Here is a 15,633-nt window from a genome sequence, read left to right as displayed (position 1 = left end):
GATGTATCGGTTGCACGACGTGCATGGCAGCCTGTTACTCAAGTGCTTACGAGCGCGGCAAGCTTGCTAAATCGCGACTTACCGTGCTTAGACAGGCTTACGGCGTTATGCCTACGCAGTGCAGGCAGTGCGATGACGGACCATGCGCAAATGTCTGTCCTACCGGTGCGCTTCGCTTCGATAATAACTATATCGAATTGCACGAAGAAATTTGCATCGGATGCAAGATGTGTACGCTCGCCTGTCCTTATGGCGCGATCAGCTCGAATGCCGAGCTTATGCCGTCAGTAAATTATGCGGTCGAGCCGAAGTATTATCTCGAGATCGAAAGCCAAGCGGGCGCCAAAAGCACCGCCATCAAATGCGATCTATGTAACGGACGCGAGAACGGTCCTGCATGCGTCGAGGTTTGCCCAACTAGCGCTATCATTATGATAGATCCTAAAGAGGGTAAGCATAAATTGGGCTTTGCGATAGACTACGATGCGGCTAATGCTTTTGCAAAAGACGTATTAAACGGCGAAATCAGTTGCGTCGCCAAAAAAGAAGGAGGCGCAAAATGATAAGCGTCTATACTTTATTTATCGTCAGTGCAGTAATTAGTATTCTTTTATACTGCGCTCCAAAAACTGCCGTTAAGGTGGGATTTGGATTAGGTGCTATCAGCTGTTTTTATGCGATGTGCCATTTCGTAGCCAATATGGGCGTAAGCGACAGCTTCGTTTTAGGCGGCACTTTCTTATATGCGCCAAAATTTGCTTTAAGTCCGCTTGGAAATTTCTTCAGCTTCGTAGTCGTTTTTATAGGCTTTGCAAGCAGCGTTTACGGTATGAGCTATGCTGAGGAATATATCGGAAAGGCAAATATCGGCGTTTTTGCATGTTTATTTAATACCTTCATCTTATCTATGCTTTTAGTCATCAGTGCGGATAATGTATTTTGCTTCGCTGTTTTATGGGAGCTTATGACGCTAATCTCGTCATTTTTAATCATAGTAAACGATGGCAAAGGCACGCTCAAAGCCGTTATGGTATATCTAGGTATAGCGCAGATCGGTGCATTTTGTATCACCTGTGGATTACTTATCATTGCAAACTACGCAGGCAGCTTCGAATTTGCGGAGTGGGGAAAAGTAAATATGCCGATGGGCGCTTCCGTGGCTGCTTTCGTGCTATTTTTGGTCGGCTTCGGCTCAAAAGCGGGAATGTGGCCTTTTCACGTTTGGCTACCGCAAGCTCACCCTGCGGCTCCATCGAATGTCTCTGCACTGATGAGCGGCGTTATGATTAAAGTAGCGCTCTTTACGCTTGTTAAATTTACGCTATTTTTACCGCTAAGCATATATTTTGGGCTTGCAGTTTTAATCCTAGGAGCGGCTAGCTCGCTTTTCGGCGTTTTATATGCGTTGTGCCAGCACGACTTCAAAGCGCTTCTTGCGTACCACTCGGTCGAAAATATCGGCATCATCTTGCTGGGCTTAGGTACCGGAATTTACGGCGTCGCAGCAGGCAATGTAACGCTAGCTGCAGTCGGATTTTTAGCAGGCTGCTACCACGTAGTAAACCACGCAATATTCAAAGGCCTTTTATTCTTATGTGCAGGCTCTGTAATCCACGCTACTCATACGCAAAATATGGATGTGCTAGGAGGTCTAGCTAAAAAAATGCCTCTAACTGCTGTCGGTATGTTTATCGGCATCATGGGTATCGCAGCGCTTCCTCCGGTAAACGGTTTCGTCTCAGAGTGGTTTACCTATCAAGGAATGCTTCAGGGCGCTAAGGAAAGCGGAATTTTCATTAGATACGCCTTCTCTTTAGCAGTGGTCGCTCTTGCACTCACCGGCGTTTTGGTCGGTATGCACCTTAAGCTTTATGCGGTAATCTTTGCAGGAACCCCGAGAGATGAAAAAATTTGGGAAAACGCAAAAGAAAGCCCATTAGGAATGGTTTTAGGAATGATCATTTTGATGATAGGCTGCGTGGGATTTGGTGTAGGCGCACACTTCATAGTCGATTACATCATGCAGGCGGTAAATTCTATCACTTCCAATAGCGGGTATGTTGCAAGCCTAGGCGCTTCGTCAATCACTTCGCCTTTGGGAAGTATCGTCTCAACTCCTCTTATTGCAGTGATTTTGTGCTCTACAATGCTGCTTCCGTTTATCATCCTAGCGGTTATGAAAGCAAATCGCGACAAACCTCGTGAAACCGATCCTTGGGCATGCGGCTTTAAATATAGCCCTCGCATGCAGATAACTGGCGGTCCTTTTACCGGCGATTTAAGAAAGATTATGGACTGGTTATTTAGAGGTCATAAACGCAGAATAGAGCAAAACGGCTACTTCGGACCGATCGAGTATCACAACCACCCACAAGACATTTGGTGGACGATGATTTATCAACCGGTAATCGATTGGAGTAAGAAGATCGCCGATAAGATAGGAATTATTCAAAGCGGCTATGCAAATTTATATACGCTTTACATCCTAATCTATCTTTGCGCGATACTGGGCGTCGGATATTTCTTGATCTAGGAGGTTTGAGATGCAGACTATACAAACTATATTTTTAATGATATTTCAAGTCGCGGTTATCGTCCTAGTCGCTCCACTCTTCGACGGTATGGCTAGAAAACTTCGAGCCAAGCTTCAGTCGAAACAAGGAAGCGATTTTTTCCAGACTTACCGCGATATTATTAAGCTTTTTAAGCGCGGCAGGACCGTTCCTGCGTGCAGCCACTGGGTATTTAGATGGGCGCCGTTTTTCCTTTTCGCTACTTCGGCGGCGATTTTGGCGGCTATTCCTATTACATACAGCAAAGATACTCTTTTCGGAGCGTATTCGGATATTTTCGTTATCCTATATCTAGGCGCGCTTTTGCGCTTCGTATTCGGTGCGGCTTCGATAGATAGCGGTAACCCTTTTGCGGCAACCGGCGGTGGACGTGAGCAGATGCTTGCCGTTTTTGTCGAACCTGTGATGATGATGTGCCTAATTGTAGTAATGATGGCTGCGGGAACTTCAAATTTAGTTGAGATCCAGCAGATGGTACGCAGCGGTCAGATCGGCTATCAAATTCCAAGCTTTGCCGTCGCCTCGATTGCATTTTTATGGTGTATGTATGTCGAGACCGGCAGAAAGCCATTTGATCTTGCCGAAGCCGAGCAAGAACTTCAGGAAGGACTTTTGGGCGAATACGCAGGCAGCGATCTCGGCTTAGTGCAAGCGGCGCTTATTTTGAAGCAATTTGCGATGATCGGATTATTCCTAACGATATTTGAGCCGTGGAATTTTAGCAATCCGCTTTTAGCGATCATAATCTTTGTGCTAAAAACTGGCGTATTTTACGTAGCAGCCGTTTTCATCGACAACTTTGGACCACGCTTTAGAATGACTTCGAGCATGCGCAAAATTTCATGCGGCGCTCTTGCCATTGCTTTTGCGGCATTAACGCTTTACGTAGTAGGATTTTAAGATGAATAGTATCGATATTTTAGCAATTTGTATGATCGTAACGTCACTCGCGGTATTCGGACTTAGAAATTTAAAACTTTCGATCGGAATTTACGCGATTCAGACGCTACTTTTGGTAAGCATATTTTTTATGCTGTATTCTAACTTCAATGCGCCGCAACTTAGAATTTGGGCGATAGTGGCGTTTTTTACGAAGGTTATTTTCGTGCCAGGAATTTTATTTTGGCTAGTTAAAAAACTGGATGTGATCAGCGAGGATGAGCCGGTAGGCGGCTTTTTCGTAAGCCCCGTTATTGCGATGGGATTTTCGCTAGCAATTGCGATGACAATCAATCCGATCTTGCTTAAATTCTCTCTTATTCAAGAAAGGATCGTTCTAATAGCGGCAGTAACCGTATTTATGATGGGAATTTTTGGCTTCATGCTAAGAAATTCTTTCATCAAGCAAATTCTAGCCTACTGCCTCTTTGAAAACGGCATCCACCTAAGCCTTGCGCTTATGGCTTACAACTCTCACGAGCTAGTCGAGCTTGGAATTTTAACCGATGCAATCTTTGCGGTTATTATTATGAGCGTTTTGGCGGTTAGATTTTACAAAGCTTATGACGGACTTGATACGTCTAAAGCTTCTAATTTAAGGGGTTAATGATGAATAGTTTAGCTTTTATATTAATTTTTCCGTTGCTCGGAGCGCTGATATTATTCTTATGCCCTAAGAATTTCAAGCTCCTAAGCTCGCTACACGTTTTGATTTCTGCAGTTACATCTGCAGGGCTACTCTGTAACGTAGGAAAGCTTTTAAGCGGCAATGCCGAGGCGTTTTACGCATACGATAAATTCCTATTCCTAGATAGCCTAGGCTGTGTATTTTTAGTACTAATTGCAGTAACGGGCTTTTTAGTAAATTTATACTCCACCACCTATATGAAATGGGAGATACAGGGCGGTCATTTGGATCTTAGCGATCTTAGAAAATACTATGCGCTCTGCCATGTTTTCGTTTTTACGATGACGCTTAGCGTTATCTGCAACAACGTCGCGTTTATGTGGGCTGCGGTAGAGGCTACTACGCTAGCTTCGGTATTTTTGGTCGCTATTCATAAAGACAAAAAATCTACCGAGAGCGGTTACAAATATATAGTTATCTGCTCGATCGGTTTAGCGTTCGCGCTTTATGCGACCGTTTTACTATATGCGGCCACATTCAAAATCACGGGCGACGGCGAGGCTTCGATGCTTTGGACTAGCATTATGGATCACGCCAAAGGCTTAAACAAAGATGCCGCTAAGCTTATCTTTATATTCGCTCTAATAGGCTTTGGAACTAAAGCAGGACTTGCTCCTACTCACACTTGGCTTCCTGACGTTCACGCAGAAGGTCCGGCTCCGATTTCGGCACTACTTTCGGGTGTGCTTTTAAAATGTGCGATGCTAGCGATATTTAGATATTACGCTATTACAGCTCAAGCTGTAGGCTTTGACTTTGTTCAATCCGTGATGTTAATTTCCGGTACGATCACGCTATTTATAGCAGGAATTTTCCTCGTTCGCCAACACGACGTAAAGAGGATGTTTGCTTACCACTCAGTCGTTCATATGGGTGTTATTGCATTTGCGCTAGGTATCGGCGGATATTTTGGCTTGCTTGCGGCGATCTTTCACTGCTTAGCTCACAGCTTTACCAAGGCTCTTGCATTCTGCTCTACCGGTAATATCGCTAGAATTTACGGTCACAAAGATATGACTAGAATGGGCGGCATGGTAAAAATCGCTCCGCTTACTACGATAATGTTTGGCGCTGCGGTTTGCTCGCTCGTAGGTGTTCCTGCGTTTGCGATCTTTGTAAGCGAATTTAACGTTTTCAAAGGCGCGATAGCCAGTGGTCAATACATAGCCGTAGCATTATTTGCGATCGCGCTCGTAATTATTTTCATCGCGGACTTCGCGCACTTTAATCTTGCGAGCTTCGGTACGCCTAAAGGTGAAGTGGTTTATGCTAAAGAGATGAGCTTGTTTGAGAATTTACCGCTAATCTTGCTTTGCGCTTTAGTGATAATTTTCGGCGTATGGCACGTAGGTGATTTTTGGATGCTCGTCGAAAACGGCGTTAGAATAATGATGAGAGGTTAAAAATGAGAGGTGATAAATTTATAGAAATTTTAAAGACCAAAGTCAAGGTCTTAGAAGTTACCCGCCAAGCCGAGGATCAAATCACCGTTTTAGTGGATAGAAATGATCTGCCGCTTGCGGTTAAGACGCTATATTATGACATCGGCGGTTTTATCAGCACGATGATCCCTAACGATGAGCGCGAGCTAAACGGAAATTTCGCGCTTTACTATGCGATATCTATGGAAGGTGGCAAAATGACCGAAGCGGAGGATTTCGCCGCAGAGGATAAATGCTTCATTACCGTTAGGACGCTAATTCCTGGATCGGATCCTACATTCCCGTCGGTTACTCCTTTAGTGCCTGCTTGCGTATGGTACGAAAGAGAAGCTTTCGATATGTTTGGTTTAATCGCTGAGGGCTTGCCTGATAAACGCCGTTTGGTGTTAAGCGATGATTGGCCGGATGGACTTCATCCGCTTCGCAAAGACGCAATGGACTATCGCTATAGGCCCGATCCTGTAGATCATAAAGACGAGCCTAATGCAGAGTTTTTATTTCCTAGCGGTGATGGCGTAGTAGATGTTCCACTTGGACCTCTTCACGTAACGAGCGATGAGCCGGGACACTTTAGACTATTTTGCGACGGCGATGAGATTATCGATGCAGATTACCGCTTGTTTTATCAACACCGCGGTATGGAGAAGCTAGCTGAAAACCGAATGAATTACGATCAGATGGGCTACCTTGCAGAGCGTGTCTGCGGAATTTGCGGCTACGCTCACGCGATTGCGTGTATTGAAGCAGCAGAGAAAGCCATCAAGCTTGAAATTCCGCTTCGTGCGCAAGCTATCCGCGTCATCTGCCTTGAGATCGAGCGCCTTCACAGCCATCTTTTAAATATCGGTCTAGCCTGCGAGGTAACGGGTAACTACAACGCCTTCATGCATATCTTTAGGGTGCGCGAATACTCTATGGAGTTAGCTCAGCTCGTAACCGGCGGCCGCAAAACCTACGGCAATGTCATTATGGGCGGACTTCGCCGCGATATGACCGACAATGAAATTCGCAAGAGTATCGAGATCATCAACAAGCTCGACGTTCAAATTTCTGAAATTTGGGACGCCGTTATGGAGGATAAACGCCAAATCGGTCGCTGGAAAGGCGTAGGCGTATTAGATCGCAAAGTGGCGCGTGATTTTAGCCCGGTAGGTCCGAATATGAGAGCTTCCGGTTTTAAACGCGACAACCGCTACGATCACCCTTATGATTTCTTCAACAAGATAGAATTCGAAGTAGCCGTAGAGCACGGTGGCGATGTATTCAGTCGCGAAGTCGTAAGATATAAAGAGCTCAAACAATCGATCCACATCATCAGGCAGTGCTTGCATCAAATGCCGCAAACTCCGATAATGATCGATCCACAGACTATGATCAGACCGGAAAACTACGCTTTAGGTCACGACGAAGCACCGCGCGGCGAAAATGTCCACTGGATCATGCAAGGAAACGCTCAGAAGGTTTACCGCTGGAGATGTCGCGCCGCTACGTATAACAACTGGCCGAGCTTGCGATTTCAATTCCGCGGAAATAACATCTCCGATGCGGCGCTAATCGTATGCTCGATGGATCCGTGCTACTCATGCACCGAGCGCGTAACTTTAGTCGATATTAATAGCGGAAAGAGTAAAATTCTAACCGAAAAAGACCTTAAGAAATTTTGCCAAGACGGCAAGGTTAGCAAAAAGGATTTAAGATGATGAAATTATTCGACATTACCGAAAAATATGGTAAGGCGACCTATGCTTATCCGTTTGAGCCATACATCGTGCCCGAGAATTTTCGCGGGCAGCCTGAATACACCTACGAGCTTTGCATAGGCTGTGCTGCATGCGGTATCGCCTGCCCATCTAATGCGATTGAGCTTAAGATGAATGAAGCCCAAACCAAACTAATTTGGGAATTTGATTGCGGACGCTGCATATTTTGCGGTCGCTGCGACGAGGTATGCCCTACGGGAGCAGTAAGGCTAGGCAATAGCTTTGAGCTAGCGGTAAAATTTGATAAAAGCGCGCTTATCCAACACGGCGAGCTTGAGATGGAAAAATGCAGCTGCTGCGGCAAGCCGATGACCCCAAAAAGGCTCATCAACTACACGCTAGAAAAGCTAAGTACGGCAAATTTGCTTCCAGGCAGATTAGAAGAAGCTAAAAAGTACCTCTATATCTGTCCTGAATGCAAAAAAGCTCAAGCGGTCGAAAGAGTGACTAAAGGTATAGAGGAGGCAATAAAATGAGTTTGTATCAAGTCCCCGAAAATATTAAAAACGCAAACGATCTAACCGCAAAATTGGAGCTTTTGAAAAATATCAAACGAAGCTTCAGCGTTTATCGTATCGACTGCGGAAGTTGCAACGGCTGTGAAATCGAAATTTTTGCTTCTATCACGCCGATGTGGGATCCGGAGCGCTTCGGATTTAAACTCGTAGCCAACCCTCGCCACGCAGATATCTTAGTCTGCACCGGCCCGGTTACTCGACAGATGTATTATCCGCTGCTCCGCGCTTATGAGGCTGCACCCGATCCGAAGATCGTAGTAGCTCTGGGAGCCTGCGGAAGCACGGGCGGAATTTTTCATGACGCATATAGCGTATGGAGCGGCATCGATAAGATTGTACCGGTAGATGTTTATATCCCCGGCTGCCCTCCGCATCCTGCTAGCATCATCTATGGTCTTGGCATGGCGCTTGGCATCATCGATCAAAAGCTTCAAAAGAAGAGCTATGAGCAAGATAGCACTCTTCCGCCACCGGTTAAGAGTTCAGTTATCGGCGATATTTTATTCGAGCGCGATCTGCAAGCTGAAGCTAAGAGGCTGATGAGCTATATTTTCGGAAGAGTTTTATTTGCAAAATATATGGATGCGATCAAAACCTCATCTGACGTTCACGATCCAAAAGCTTCTCGCGAGGCTCTACTTAACGCTATCCACACCGAAGAGGATCCTAGATATGCAGAGTGTATGGCGCTATTACACAACGACGTATATCTAAAATACGCCCGCGCTACGGAGGAATTTAAAATCGATCCGCAAAAAGAGGTCTGGAGCAAACGATGATTGAGGTTTTTAAGCTTACAAAGCGGCATATGGACGAAAACGAAAATTTACCCAAAGAGCTAAAGGATATCAAGGTTTTTTCCACCTGCGTCGGTCACGGCGTAGGTACGATAGATTTTAGCGAAAAGGTACTTGAGATAGACGATGAAGAATTTAAACGCATCGTCGAAAACTCGGGCGACTACGTTAAATTTAAGATCGGTAACCTAAGCAAGTATTTCGAGATTGAAATTTTTGCCGAGCACGCAGCTAAGCTAATCCCTCAGCTTTGCGAATGTGAGCTTAAAGATCTGCTAAAAAATATGCGCGAAGGATACTTCGTGCTAAGGAAGGATTTTTGATGCGAAAGGCGTTGCTTTGTATCGGCAATCCCCTTCGCGGTGATGACGACGTGGGCAATGAAACGGGGCGAATAGTCGAGGCGAACTTAAAAGACTGGCGCGTTTTTTATGGGCAAGATGTGCCCGAAAACGAATTTGCAGCCCTTAGGGAATTCGCCCCTGAAATTCTGATCGTAGTAGATGCAATGAGCGGCTTTGATGAGGATAAGATAGAATTCTTTGATCTTAGTAATGATCGTGACTACATATACTCGACGCATAACCTGCCTACGCCGGTGCTTCTAAGCTATCTGCGCAAAATTTGCCCAAAGACGTTGTTTTTGGGCATTAGCGTGTTGCTCGATAACGTCCTTGATTTTAAAGAAGGACTGAGCGAGAGCGCAAAAAAAAGTGCGCAAAAAGCTTATGAGCGTATCTTAGAAATTGATTCAAATTTAAATGAGGAGGAGTAAATGTTAAATCCTGCAGAAACCGCGCAAGCGGTGTCTAGTTCGATGCAACACAAGGCGCATACCCCGCTAATTAGCATAATTTTTCTAGCTATAATGGCGGGCGCTGCAATCGCTATGGGCGATATTTTCTGGGCTCACTCGACCGTCGGAATGGCTGAAAAGCAATCTATTGGCTTATCGAATTTCATCGGTGGTATTACCTTTAGCTGCGGTCTGATGATGGTGGTTTTTTACGGTGGGCATCTATTTACTAGCTCGGTTTTAACGGGCGTACCTGCTGCCGACGGCAAATTACCGCTAGGTAAAACTATCGGCTATTGGGCTATCGTTTGGTGCTTTAACTTCGTAGGCGGCGCGTTAATCGCGTATATGTATTATTACTCAGGACTTCCGCTTAAATATGATGGCTACATCTTGCAGCACTTCATTCCTGCAGCAGCAGGCAAAATAAACGCGCCTTTTCATGAGCTATTCATCCGCGGAATTTTTTGTAACGTGTTTGTATGTATGTCTATCTGGACTGCGACCAGCGAGAGTAATCTATCGGGTAAATTCTTTGCAATTATGTGGATGATCGGCGCATTCGTAGCCTGCTCGATGGAACACTGCGTGGCAAATATGTTTATCCTAACTGAAGGCATCATCGCTAAAGGCCACTATCTTGCGGCTGCAGGTGGCGATGTAAATGCTCTTGCAAGCTCACTTCACGGCGTAACGGCGGCTCAAATAGATTCAATAAACTGGGGAAATTTCATCGTTAAAAATATGATCCCGGTTACGCTAGGTAACATCTGCGGCGGTCTATTTTTCGTAGGCTTGGTCGGATTTATGGTCAATAAATACGATATGAAAAAGAAAGACTAATCTATCGCGCTTCAGCACGATATAATCAAAATACGGCGCGGCACTTTGCCGCGCATTTTTAGTTTCTTAAATTTTAAAAATTCCGATGCGTAAAATTTCGTTCGATCCAAAATTTTAAATTCCATAGCAACCCATAAAATTACAGCTTGATTTAAAATTTTAAATTCCATAGCCTGCCGCTAAATTTAAAATTCCAAAGCTTTGCGTTTTGAGATAGCGGATAAAATTCAAAAGTGAATTACGTGTTAAAATTTTACACGAGATTGCAAAATTTTATATAAGTTAAAATTTTAGACGAAATCCTAAACGAAATTCGGGATGAAATTCCAAAACCAAGCTCTTGATAAAAATTTTACGCTGTAAATCTAGGTAAAATTCTGCGCCGTAACTTTAGACAAAATTTCGCGCTTAAGCCGTAAGCGTAAGCCGCATAAATGCTTTAAAAACTCTAGCCCGAGCCTAAACACAGTAGCTAAGCAATCTGTCGTAGTCTAGAATCAAAAACTCGTGCTGACTGATTTTTTGAATTACGTTATCTTTTACAAGCTCGTTAAACGCGGTACTCGCGCTTTGACGCTTGAGCCCCACGAAGGATGAAAGCACCTTTAGCGAAAATGGCAAAAAGACGTATTTGTAGCCATTTTGATGAAAATTCTGCTCGTTTGCAAGCTCGATCAAAAAGCTCGCGATGCGCCCTTTTGCATTTTCAAAAAGTATAGAGCGTGTGATTTTGCGCTGCAGCAGAATTATCTCTGTTAAAATTTTTATATATGCCTCGCAAAAGCTGCGATTTGCCAAGATCTCTCCGAGCCCACTCGCATCGATCGTATAAATCTCGCTGTCCTCTAAAAACTCAAGTGCGCAAATTTCATTAAGAATAGTGATATTGTCCTTGTTTAGGTAGTTGATGATGAATTCTTCGCCGTCTTCAAAAAACGAAAGCTTCGCCTGTCCACTTTTAAAAATAAAAACTTTAGGCGCCTCGCTATAAAAAACATAGCCTTTTTTGATGACTTGGTGCTCGAACATTGCAAGCTCCTCGTCGCTAAGCGTGGCGATGGCCTCGGTTTGCAGTAGTCCTAGCCGCGATTTTTCCATATAACCTCCAAAAGCTAAGAATTATACAATGAAATATTTAGACAAAGATAAAGCTGCGCGGATTAAATTTACCATCCGCACTATGGCTGCGCATCTAGGTCGCCGGAGCTAATAAATTTTATAGCTTTTAAAATTCTAAATTTTACCCGCGCTTTGCATCGCGTAAAATTTCAAAAATTTATTGAAGCTTTACGCGGCAATATTATAGTCAAAACCCGCGGCGCGAATTTAAAATTCTGTCTCTAAATAAAAATTCATATCATTTCATTGAAATTTTATTTAGCAAGGATATAATAATGCATATTAAAAATAAGCGGTATTTTGCTCGCGATGACACCGCAAGAAAGGCACTTCATGCAAAAGTTAAATTTTAAAGATAACGTCTCCGAGACGTTGCTAATCAACGTTTATATGCGCCATTTGGATTTTAAAGACAAGGATCCGATCCTAAATGATCCGTTTTCAAGCGCCGTCGTAAAGCAGATCGATTATGATTTTGCGAAATTTAACGACGCGCGCCTTAGCAAGACGGGTACCGTGATCCGCGCGAAATTTTTTGACGACGAGGCGCTGCGGCTCGCGGCAGAGTTTGACCACCCTATAATCGTGCAGCTCGGCGCGGGGCTCGACACTCGCCCGCTTAGATTGCAAAAAGCCCTACCGAGCGCCCTATTTTACGATCTCGATCTGCCCGACGTCATCGCCATGCGCGACGCGCTGCTGCCCAAAGCAAAGAATAACTTCAGCCTGCCCTACTCGATGCTGGATCTTTCGTGGATGGACGAGCTAGTCGCAAAGCACGGCAGCGCGGGCTACATCTTCATCTTAGAGGGCGTGAGTATGTATTTTGAGAAAGAGGAATTTAAGAAATTTTTTATCGCGCTTGCACAAAAATTCCGCGGCTACGTGCTGAGCGACTTCATGAGCGATTTTTCGGTAAAGAAATTCGATAGCAAGCGCCACGACGCGATGAAACATATGCAAAACGCACCCTTTAAAATGGGCATCGGCGGCGGCGCGGAGGTGCAGGGCTGGGATAGCGCGCATATCAGATTCGTCAGGGAGGCCGCGATGCTAAAAATGTATAAAAGCCACTGGAGCCTCAAAGGGCGCCTCTTTAGCCTGATCCCTGCCTTTTGTGACGCTTGCAAGATGTTCGTTTTCAAAATCGGCGGTGATGAATAATAAGGCTTAAAATTTCAGTTGATTGCTTTGCAAATTTCGACAGCTAAGGCGCGAATTCTAAGCTGCTTATCTGGCAGGCTGGCATGCAGAGCAAACGGCGTATACCGCTTTGCTTAATGCTTGAGTAAAATTATAAAAACGCTTTAAAATTTCGCTTAAATTTCCCTCGATTTATAGGAATTTAAGAGTTTTTAAAATATATTTTCGCATCTTAAATTCACGGAAAAGATCATGCAAAATTTTCTCGACAAACTCACCGCCACAATTGACGCAATCAACTCCTTTTTGTGGGGTCCGTACTTTCTGATCGCCCTACTTTGCGGCACCGGCGCGTATTTTACGGTGCGCTTGCACCTGGTGCAGATTTTTAAATTTAAAATGGGCGCGCGCAAGCTTTTCGGCAACTTCTCCCTGCACGGCGAAGCTGCGGGCAAAAGCGGTATGAGCTCGTTCCAAGCCGTCGCCACGGCGATCGCGGCGCAAGTCGGCACGGGCAACCTGGTAGGCGCCAGCACCGCGTTAGTCATGGGCGGACCGGGCGCGATATTTTGGATGTGGTGCGCGGCGTTTTTGGGCATGGCGACGAATTTTGCCGAGATCTGCCTGGCTCAAATTTACCGCACCAAGGACGACAGCGGACATATGATCGGAGGGCCCGCGTTTTACATCAGTCGCGGACTCAAAAGCCCCCTTGCTAAGCCTTTAGCGGCGTTTTTTGCGCTAGCTATCATCTTTGCTTTGGGCTTCATGGGCAATATGGTGCAGGCAAACTCCATCTCAGACGGCTTTAGCGGCGCATTCGGGATTCCGAAGTGGGTGAGTGGCGCGGCCTTAGCACTCATCTGCTGTGTCATCTTTTTCGGCGGCGTCAAAGCGATCGCGCGCGTAGCCGAAAAGGTCGTGCCACTAATGGCGATCTGCTACGTGCTAGTCGGTCTCGTCATCATCGGCTCAAATTTCGATAAAATTCCATCCGTCATCGCGCTGATATTCAAAGCCGCGTTCGATCCATCGGCTGCCTGGGGCGGTGCTACGGGCGCTACGATCGCTACTGCGATGAGATACGGCATCGCGCGCGGGCTCTTTTCAAACGAAGCGGGCATGGGCTCGACGCCGCACGCACACGCCGCGGCGAATGTCAAACACCCCGTAGATCAAGCCGTGCTCGGCATAATGGGCGTTTTCGTCGATACATTCATCGTGCTTAACATCACCGTTTTTGTGGTGCTCAGCACCGACGTAGTCACCTTCGAAAACGGCAAGGCGGTATTTTCGGGCATATCTCTGGTCCAGGAAGCCTTCGGATCGCAAATTTTGGGTCGCAGCGGCGGCTACGGCTTTGTGGCGATCTGCCTATTTTTCTTCGCATTTACCACGATTTTGGGCTGGTATTACTTCGCCGAGATCAACGTGCGATACCTCCTGGGCGCAAAATTCGTCAAGCTCTTGCAAATTTTAGTCGTCGCATTCGTATTCATAGGGAGCGTGCAAAAGATCGACCTCGTCTGGGGGCTAGCCGATATGTTTAACGGACTGATGGTGATCCCCAACTTAATCGCAATCATCCTACTTAGCCCCGTTGTCGTGCGGCTTTTGAGCGACTTTAACGACGGCAAAAGCTACGACGCGAACGACTACAAATAATGCCGTGCGCTAAATTTCAAGCTCGTACTTGGAATTTAGCGCAAAATCGCCGCAGAATTTATAATTTTAAAATTCTTTTCGAGCTAAAATCCTAGCCTAAATTTTATGATCTAAGGAGAACGGATGCAAATTTTAAGGAGCGAAAAATGCCCATTTTAAAGGCATTGCTGACCGGGCAACCGCACGCTTACGGCGACGAGCGCGCCACGCAGCCTCTAAAAAGGCGCTGGCAGACGGCGATATTCAAGCAAGCTAGAGCGGGTGAAGTGCGCGCGAATGAGCTTGGATTCGAGGGTGACGCGGTAGCCGACACGCTACATCACGGCGGCACGGAAAAGGCGATTTTTGCCAACTCGCTGCAAAATTACGCCGCGTGGGAGAGGTTTTTGGGGCTTAAAAATCTAGCCTACGGCGCAATGGGCGAAAACCTCACGATCAGCGGATTACACGAGCAAAACGTCTGCATCGGCGATGTGCACCGCATAGGCTCGCTGGTACTGCAAGTAAGCCAGCCGCGCAAGCCCTGCTACAAGCTCTCGATGCGCTGGGGCAACGCAGAGATGACGGCGGAAATCGCGCGCAGCGGACTTACCGGCTGGTACTACCGCGTGCTAGAGGCTGGCTCGTGCCGCGCGGGCGACGAGATCTACGTCGTAGAGCGCGACCCCGCTATAATGAGCGTGATGGAGCTCAACCGTCTATTTTACGGCGAGCGTATCGATGAAGGGCTGTTAGCAAAATTTAACCGACTTACGACGCTTACTCCAAAATGGCGCGAAGATATGCGCCGCAAGCTAGAAGGCAGCTACGACGACGGCTTTATGCGGCTATAAAATTTAGCCCCGAAGCGGCGTTATGAGACCAGCAAAGCAGCGCCGCGCCTTGTTAGTTTTAATACACTCTTGATGCGGATTTCAAAAATACTTTCTTGCGAGCCAGCCTGCAAAATACTTTTTTGCTTGAGCATTTAAAACATCTTCTAGGCTTTCAGTATCAGCGCGAAAAACCACTTCTTAAGTGCGACGTAAATTCAGGCTAAATTTCAAAACCGAAATTTTAATTCAATCCGCGCCGCACGCACACAAAAGCAATCTGTTCTCTTGCCCTATTTTATGACATGATACAGCTACAAACAGAATTAAAAACGCATTTAACCACGCTTAGAATTTATCCGTTATGAAATCTAAATTTAATCTCGACTCACTGTAAACTCTGCCTCCCAGATTCACACCATTCTCCTGCCTCAGCCTTCCAAGTAGCTGGGACTACAGGTGCCCGCCACCACGCCCGGCTAATTTAGTATTTTTAGTAGACAGGGTTTTACCACGTTGGCCAGGCTGGTCTCAAACT

15 protein-coding genes are annotated in these 15,633 nt (G+C 45.9%); 14 read left to right on the top strand and 1 reads right to left on the bottom strand.

What is annotated here, in order from left to right; translation table 11 throughout:
* The 11 genes from Q0372_RS10235 to Q0372_RS10185 all read left to right on the top strand — a co-directional run.
* Positions 1–563: 4Fe-4S dicluster domain-containing protein (locus Q0372_RS10235; protein ID WP_298105610.1), on the top strand; the 563-nt coding region annotated here is incomplete at its 5' end.
* Positions 560–2,533 (top strand): proton-conducting transporter membrane subunit, encoded by a 1,974-nt coding sequence (locus tag Q0372_RS10230; protein WP_298105605.1) that lies wholly within the window; start codon positions 560–562, stop codon positions 2,531–2,533. The genes Q0372_RS10235 and Q0372_RS10230, both read left to right, overlap by 4 nt.
* A gap of 10 nt (positions 2,534–2,543) precedes the next feature.
* Complete coding sequence (locus tag Q0372_RS10225) at positions 2,544–3,473, top strand: NADH-quinone oxidoreductase subunit H (RefSeq protein WP_005871895.1); 930 nt, start codon at positions 2,544–2,546, stop codon at positions 3,471–3,473.
* Between the two features lies 1 nt (position 3,474).
* Positions 3,475–4,119, top strand: coding sequence for a hydrogenase 4 membrane subunit (hyfE, locus tag Q0372_RS10220; RefSeq protein ID WP_297879995.1), 645 nt, complete (start codon positions 3,475–3,477; stop codon positions 4,117–4,119).
* A gap of 2 nt (positions 4,120–4,121) precedes the next feature.
* Entirely contained in the window at positions 4,122–5,603 is a 1,482-nt protein-coding gene (locus tag Q0372_RS10215; RefSeq protein WP_298105602.1) for a hydrogenase 4 subunit F, read from the top strand.
* Positions 5,604–5,605: 2 nt separating this feature from the next.
* Positions 5,606–7,342 carry a hydrogenase large subunit gene (locus Q0372_RS10210; protein WP_005871901.1) on the top strand — a complete coding sequence of 579 codons (1,737 nt, stop codon included), beginning with the start codon at positions 5,606–5,608 and terminating at the stop codon, positions 7,340–7,342.
* Entirely contained in the window at positions 7,339–7,878 is a 540-nt protein-coding gene (locus Q0372_RS10205; RefSeq protein WP_177386902.1) for a formate hydrogenlyase complex iron-sulfur subunit, read from the top strand. The genes Q0372_RS10210 and Q0372_RS10205 overlap by 4 nt, the downstream gene beginning before the upstream one ends.
* Positions 7,875–8,699, top strand: coding sequence for an NADH-quinone oxidoreductase subunit B family protein (locus Q0372_RS10200; protein ID WP_177386901.1), 825 nt, complete (start codon positions 7,875–7,877; stop codon positions 8,697–8,699). Before Q0372_RS10205 ends, Q0372_RS10200 begins: the two co-directional genes overlap by 4 nt.
* Positions 8,696–9,040 (top strand): formate hydrogenlyase maturation HycH family protein, encoded by a 345-nt coding sequence (locus Q0372_RS10195; protein ID WP_291936431.1) that lies wholly within the window; start codon positions 8,696–8,698, stop codon positions 9,038–9,040. Before Q0372_RS10200 ends, Q0372_RS10195 begins: the two co-directional genes overlap by 4 nt.
* Positions 9,040–9,492: a hydrogenase 3 maturation endopeptidase HyCI gene (locus tag Q0372_RS10190; protein ID WP_291936428.1), complete on the top strand. Its 453-nt coding sequence runs from the start codon at positions 9,040–9,042 to the stop codon at positions 9,490–9,492. The genes Q0372_RS10195 and Q0372_RS10190 overlap by 1 nt, the downstream gene beginning before the upstream one ends.
* The gene (locus Q0372_RS10185; RefSeq protein ID WP_005871911.1) at positions 9,493–10,356 is read left to right on the top strand and encodes a formate/nitrite transporter family protein; all 864 of its coding nucleotides are present in this window, start codon (positions 9,493–9,495) and stop codon (positions 10,354–10,356) included.
* Between the two features lie 459 nt (positions 10,357–10,815).
* Here Q0372_RS10185 and Q0372_RS10180 read toward each other — a convergent pair whose 3' ends face one another.
* Positions 10,816–11,454 carry a Crp/Fnr family transcriptional regulator gene (locus Q0372_RS10180; RefSeq protein ID WP_005871915.1) on the bottom strand — a complete coding sequence of 213 codons (639 nt, stop codon included), beginning with the start codon at positions 11,452–11,454 and terminating at the stop codon, positions 10,816–10,818.
* Positions 11,455–11,808: 354 nt separating this feature from the next.
* On the opposite strand from Q0372_RS10180, the gene Q0372_RS10175 reads away from it, so the two are divergent.
* The 3 genes from Q0372_RS10175 to Q0372_RS10165 all read left to right on the top strand — a co-directional run bounded on the left by Q0372_RS10175 (position 11,809) and on the right by Q0372_RS10165 (position 15,116).
* Positions 11,809–12,639 carry a class I SAM-dependent methyltransferase gene (locus tag Q0372_RS10175; RefSeq protein WP_298105599.1) on the top strand — a complete coding sequence of 277 codons (831 nt, stop codon included), beginning with the start codon at positions 11,809–11,811 and terminating at the stop codon, positions 12,637–12,639.
* 231 nt (positions 12,640–12,870) lie between these two features.
* Entirely contained in the window at positions 12,871–14,283 is a 1,413-nt protein-coding gene (locus tag Q0372_RS10170) for a sodium:alanine symporter family protein (protein WP_298105595.1), read from the top strand.
* A 146-nt stretch (positions 14,284–14,429) separates the two neighbouring features.
* Positions 14,430–15,116, top strand: a complete 687-nt coding sequence (locus Q0372_RS10165; protein WP_298105592.1) for an MOSC domain-containing protein — start codon at positions 14,430–14,432, stop codon at positions 15,114–15,116.
* Positions 15,117–15,633: the final 517 nt, after the last annotated feature.

This window comes from uncultured Campylobacter sp. (assembly GCF_937997405.1).
Taxonomy (GTDB): Bacteria; Campylobacterota; Campylobacteria; order Campylobacterales; family Campylobacteraceae; genus Campylobacter_B.
The sequence above is the reverse complement of the archived record's forward strand: the minus strand, read 5'-3'. Positions and strand labels throughout refer to the sequence as shown.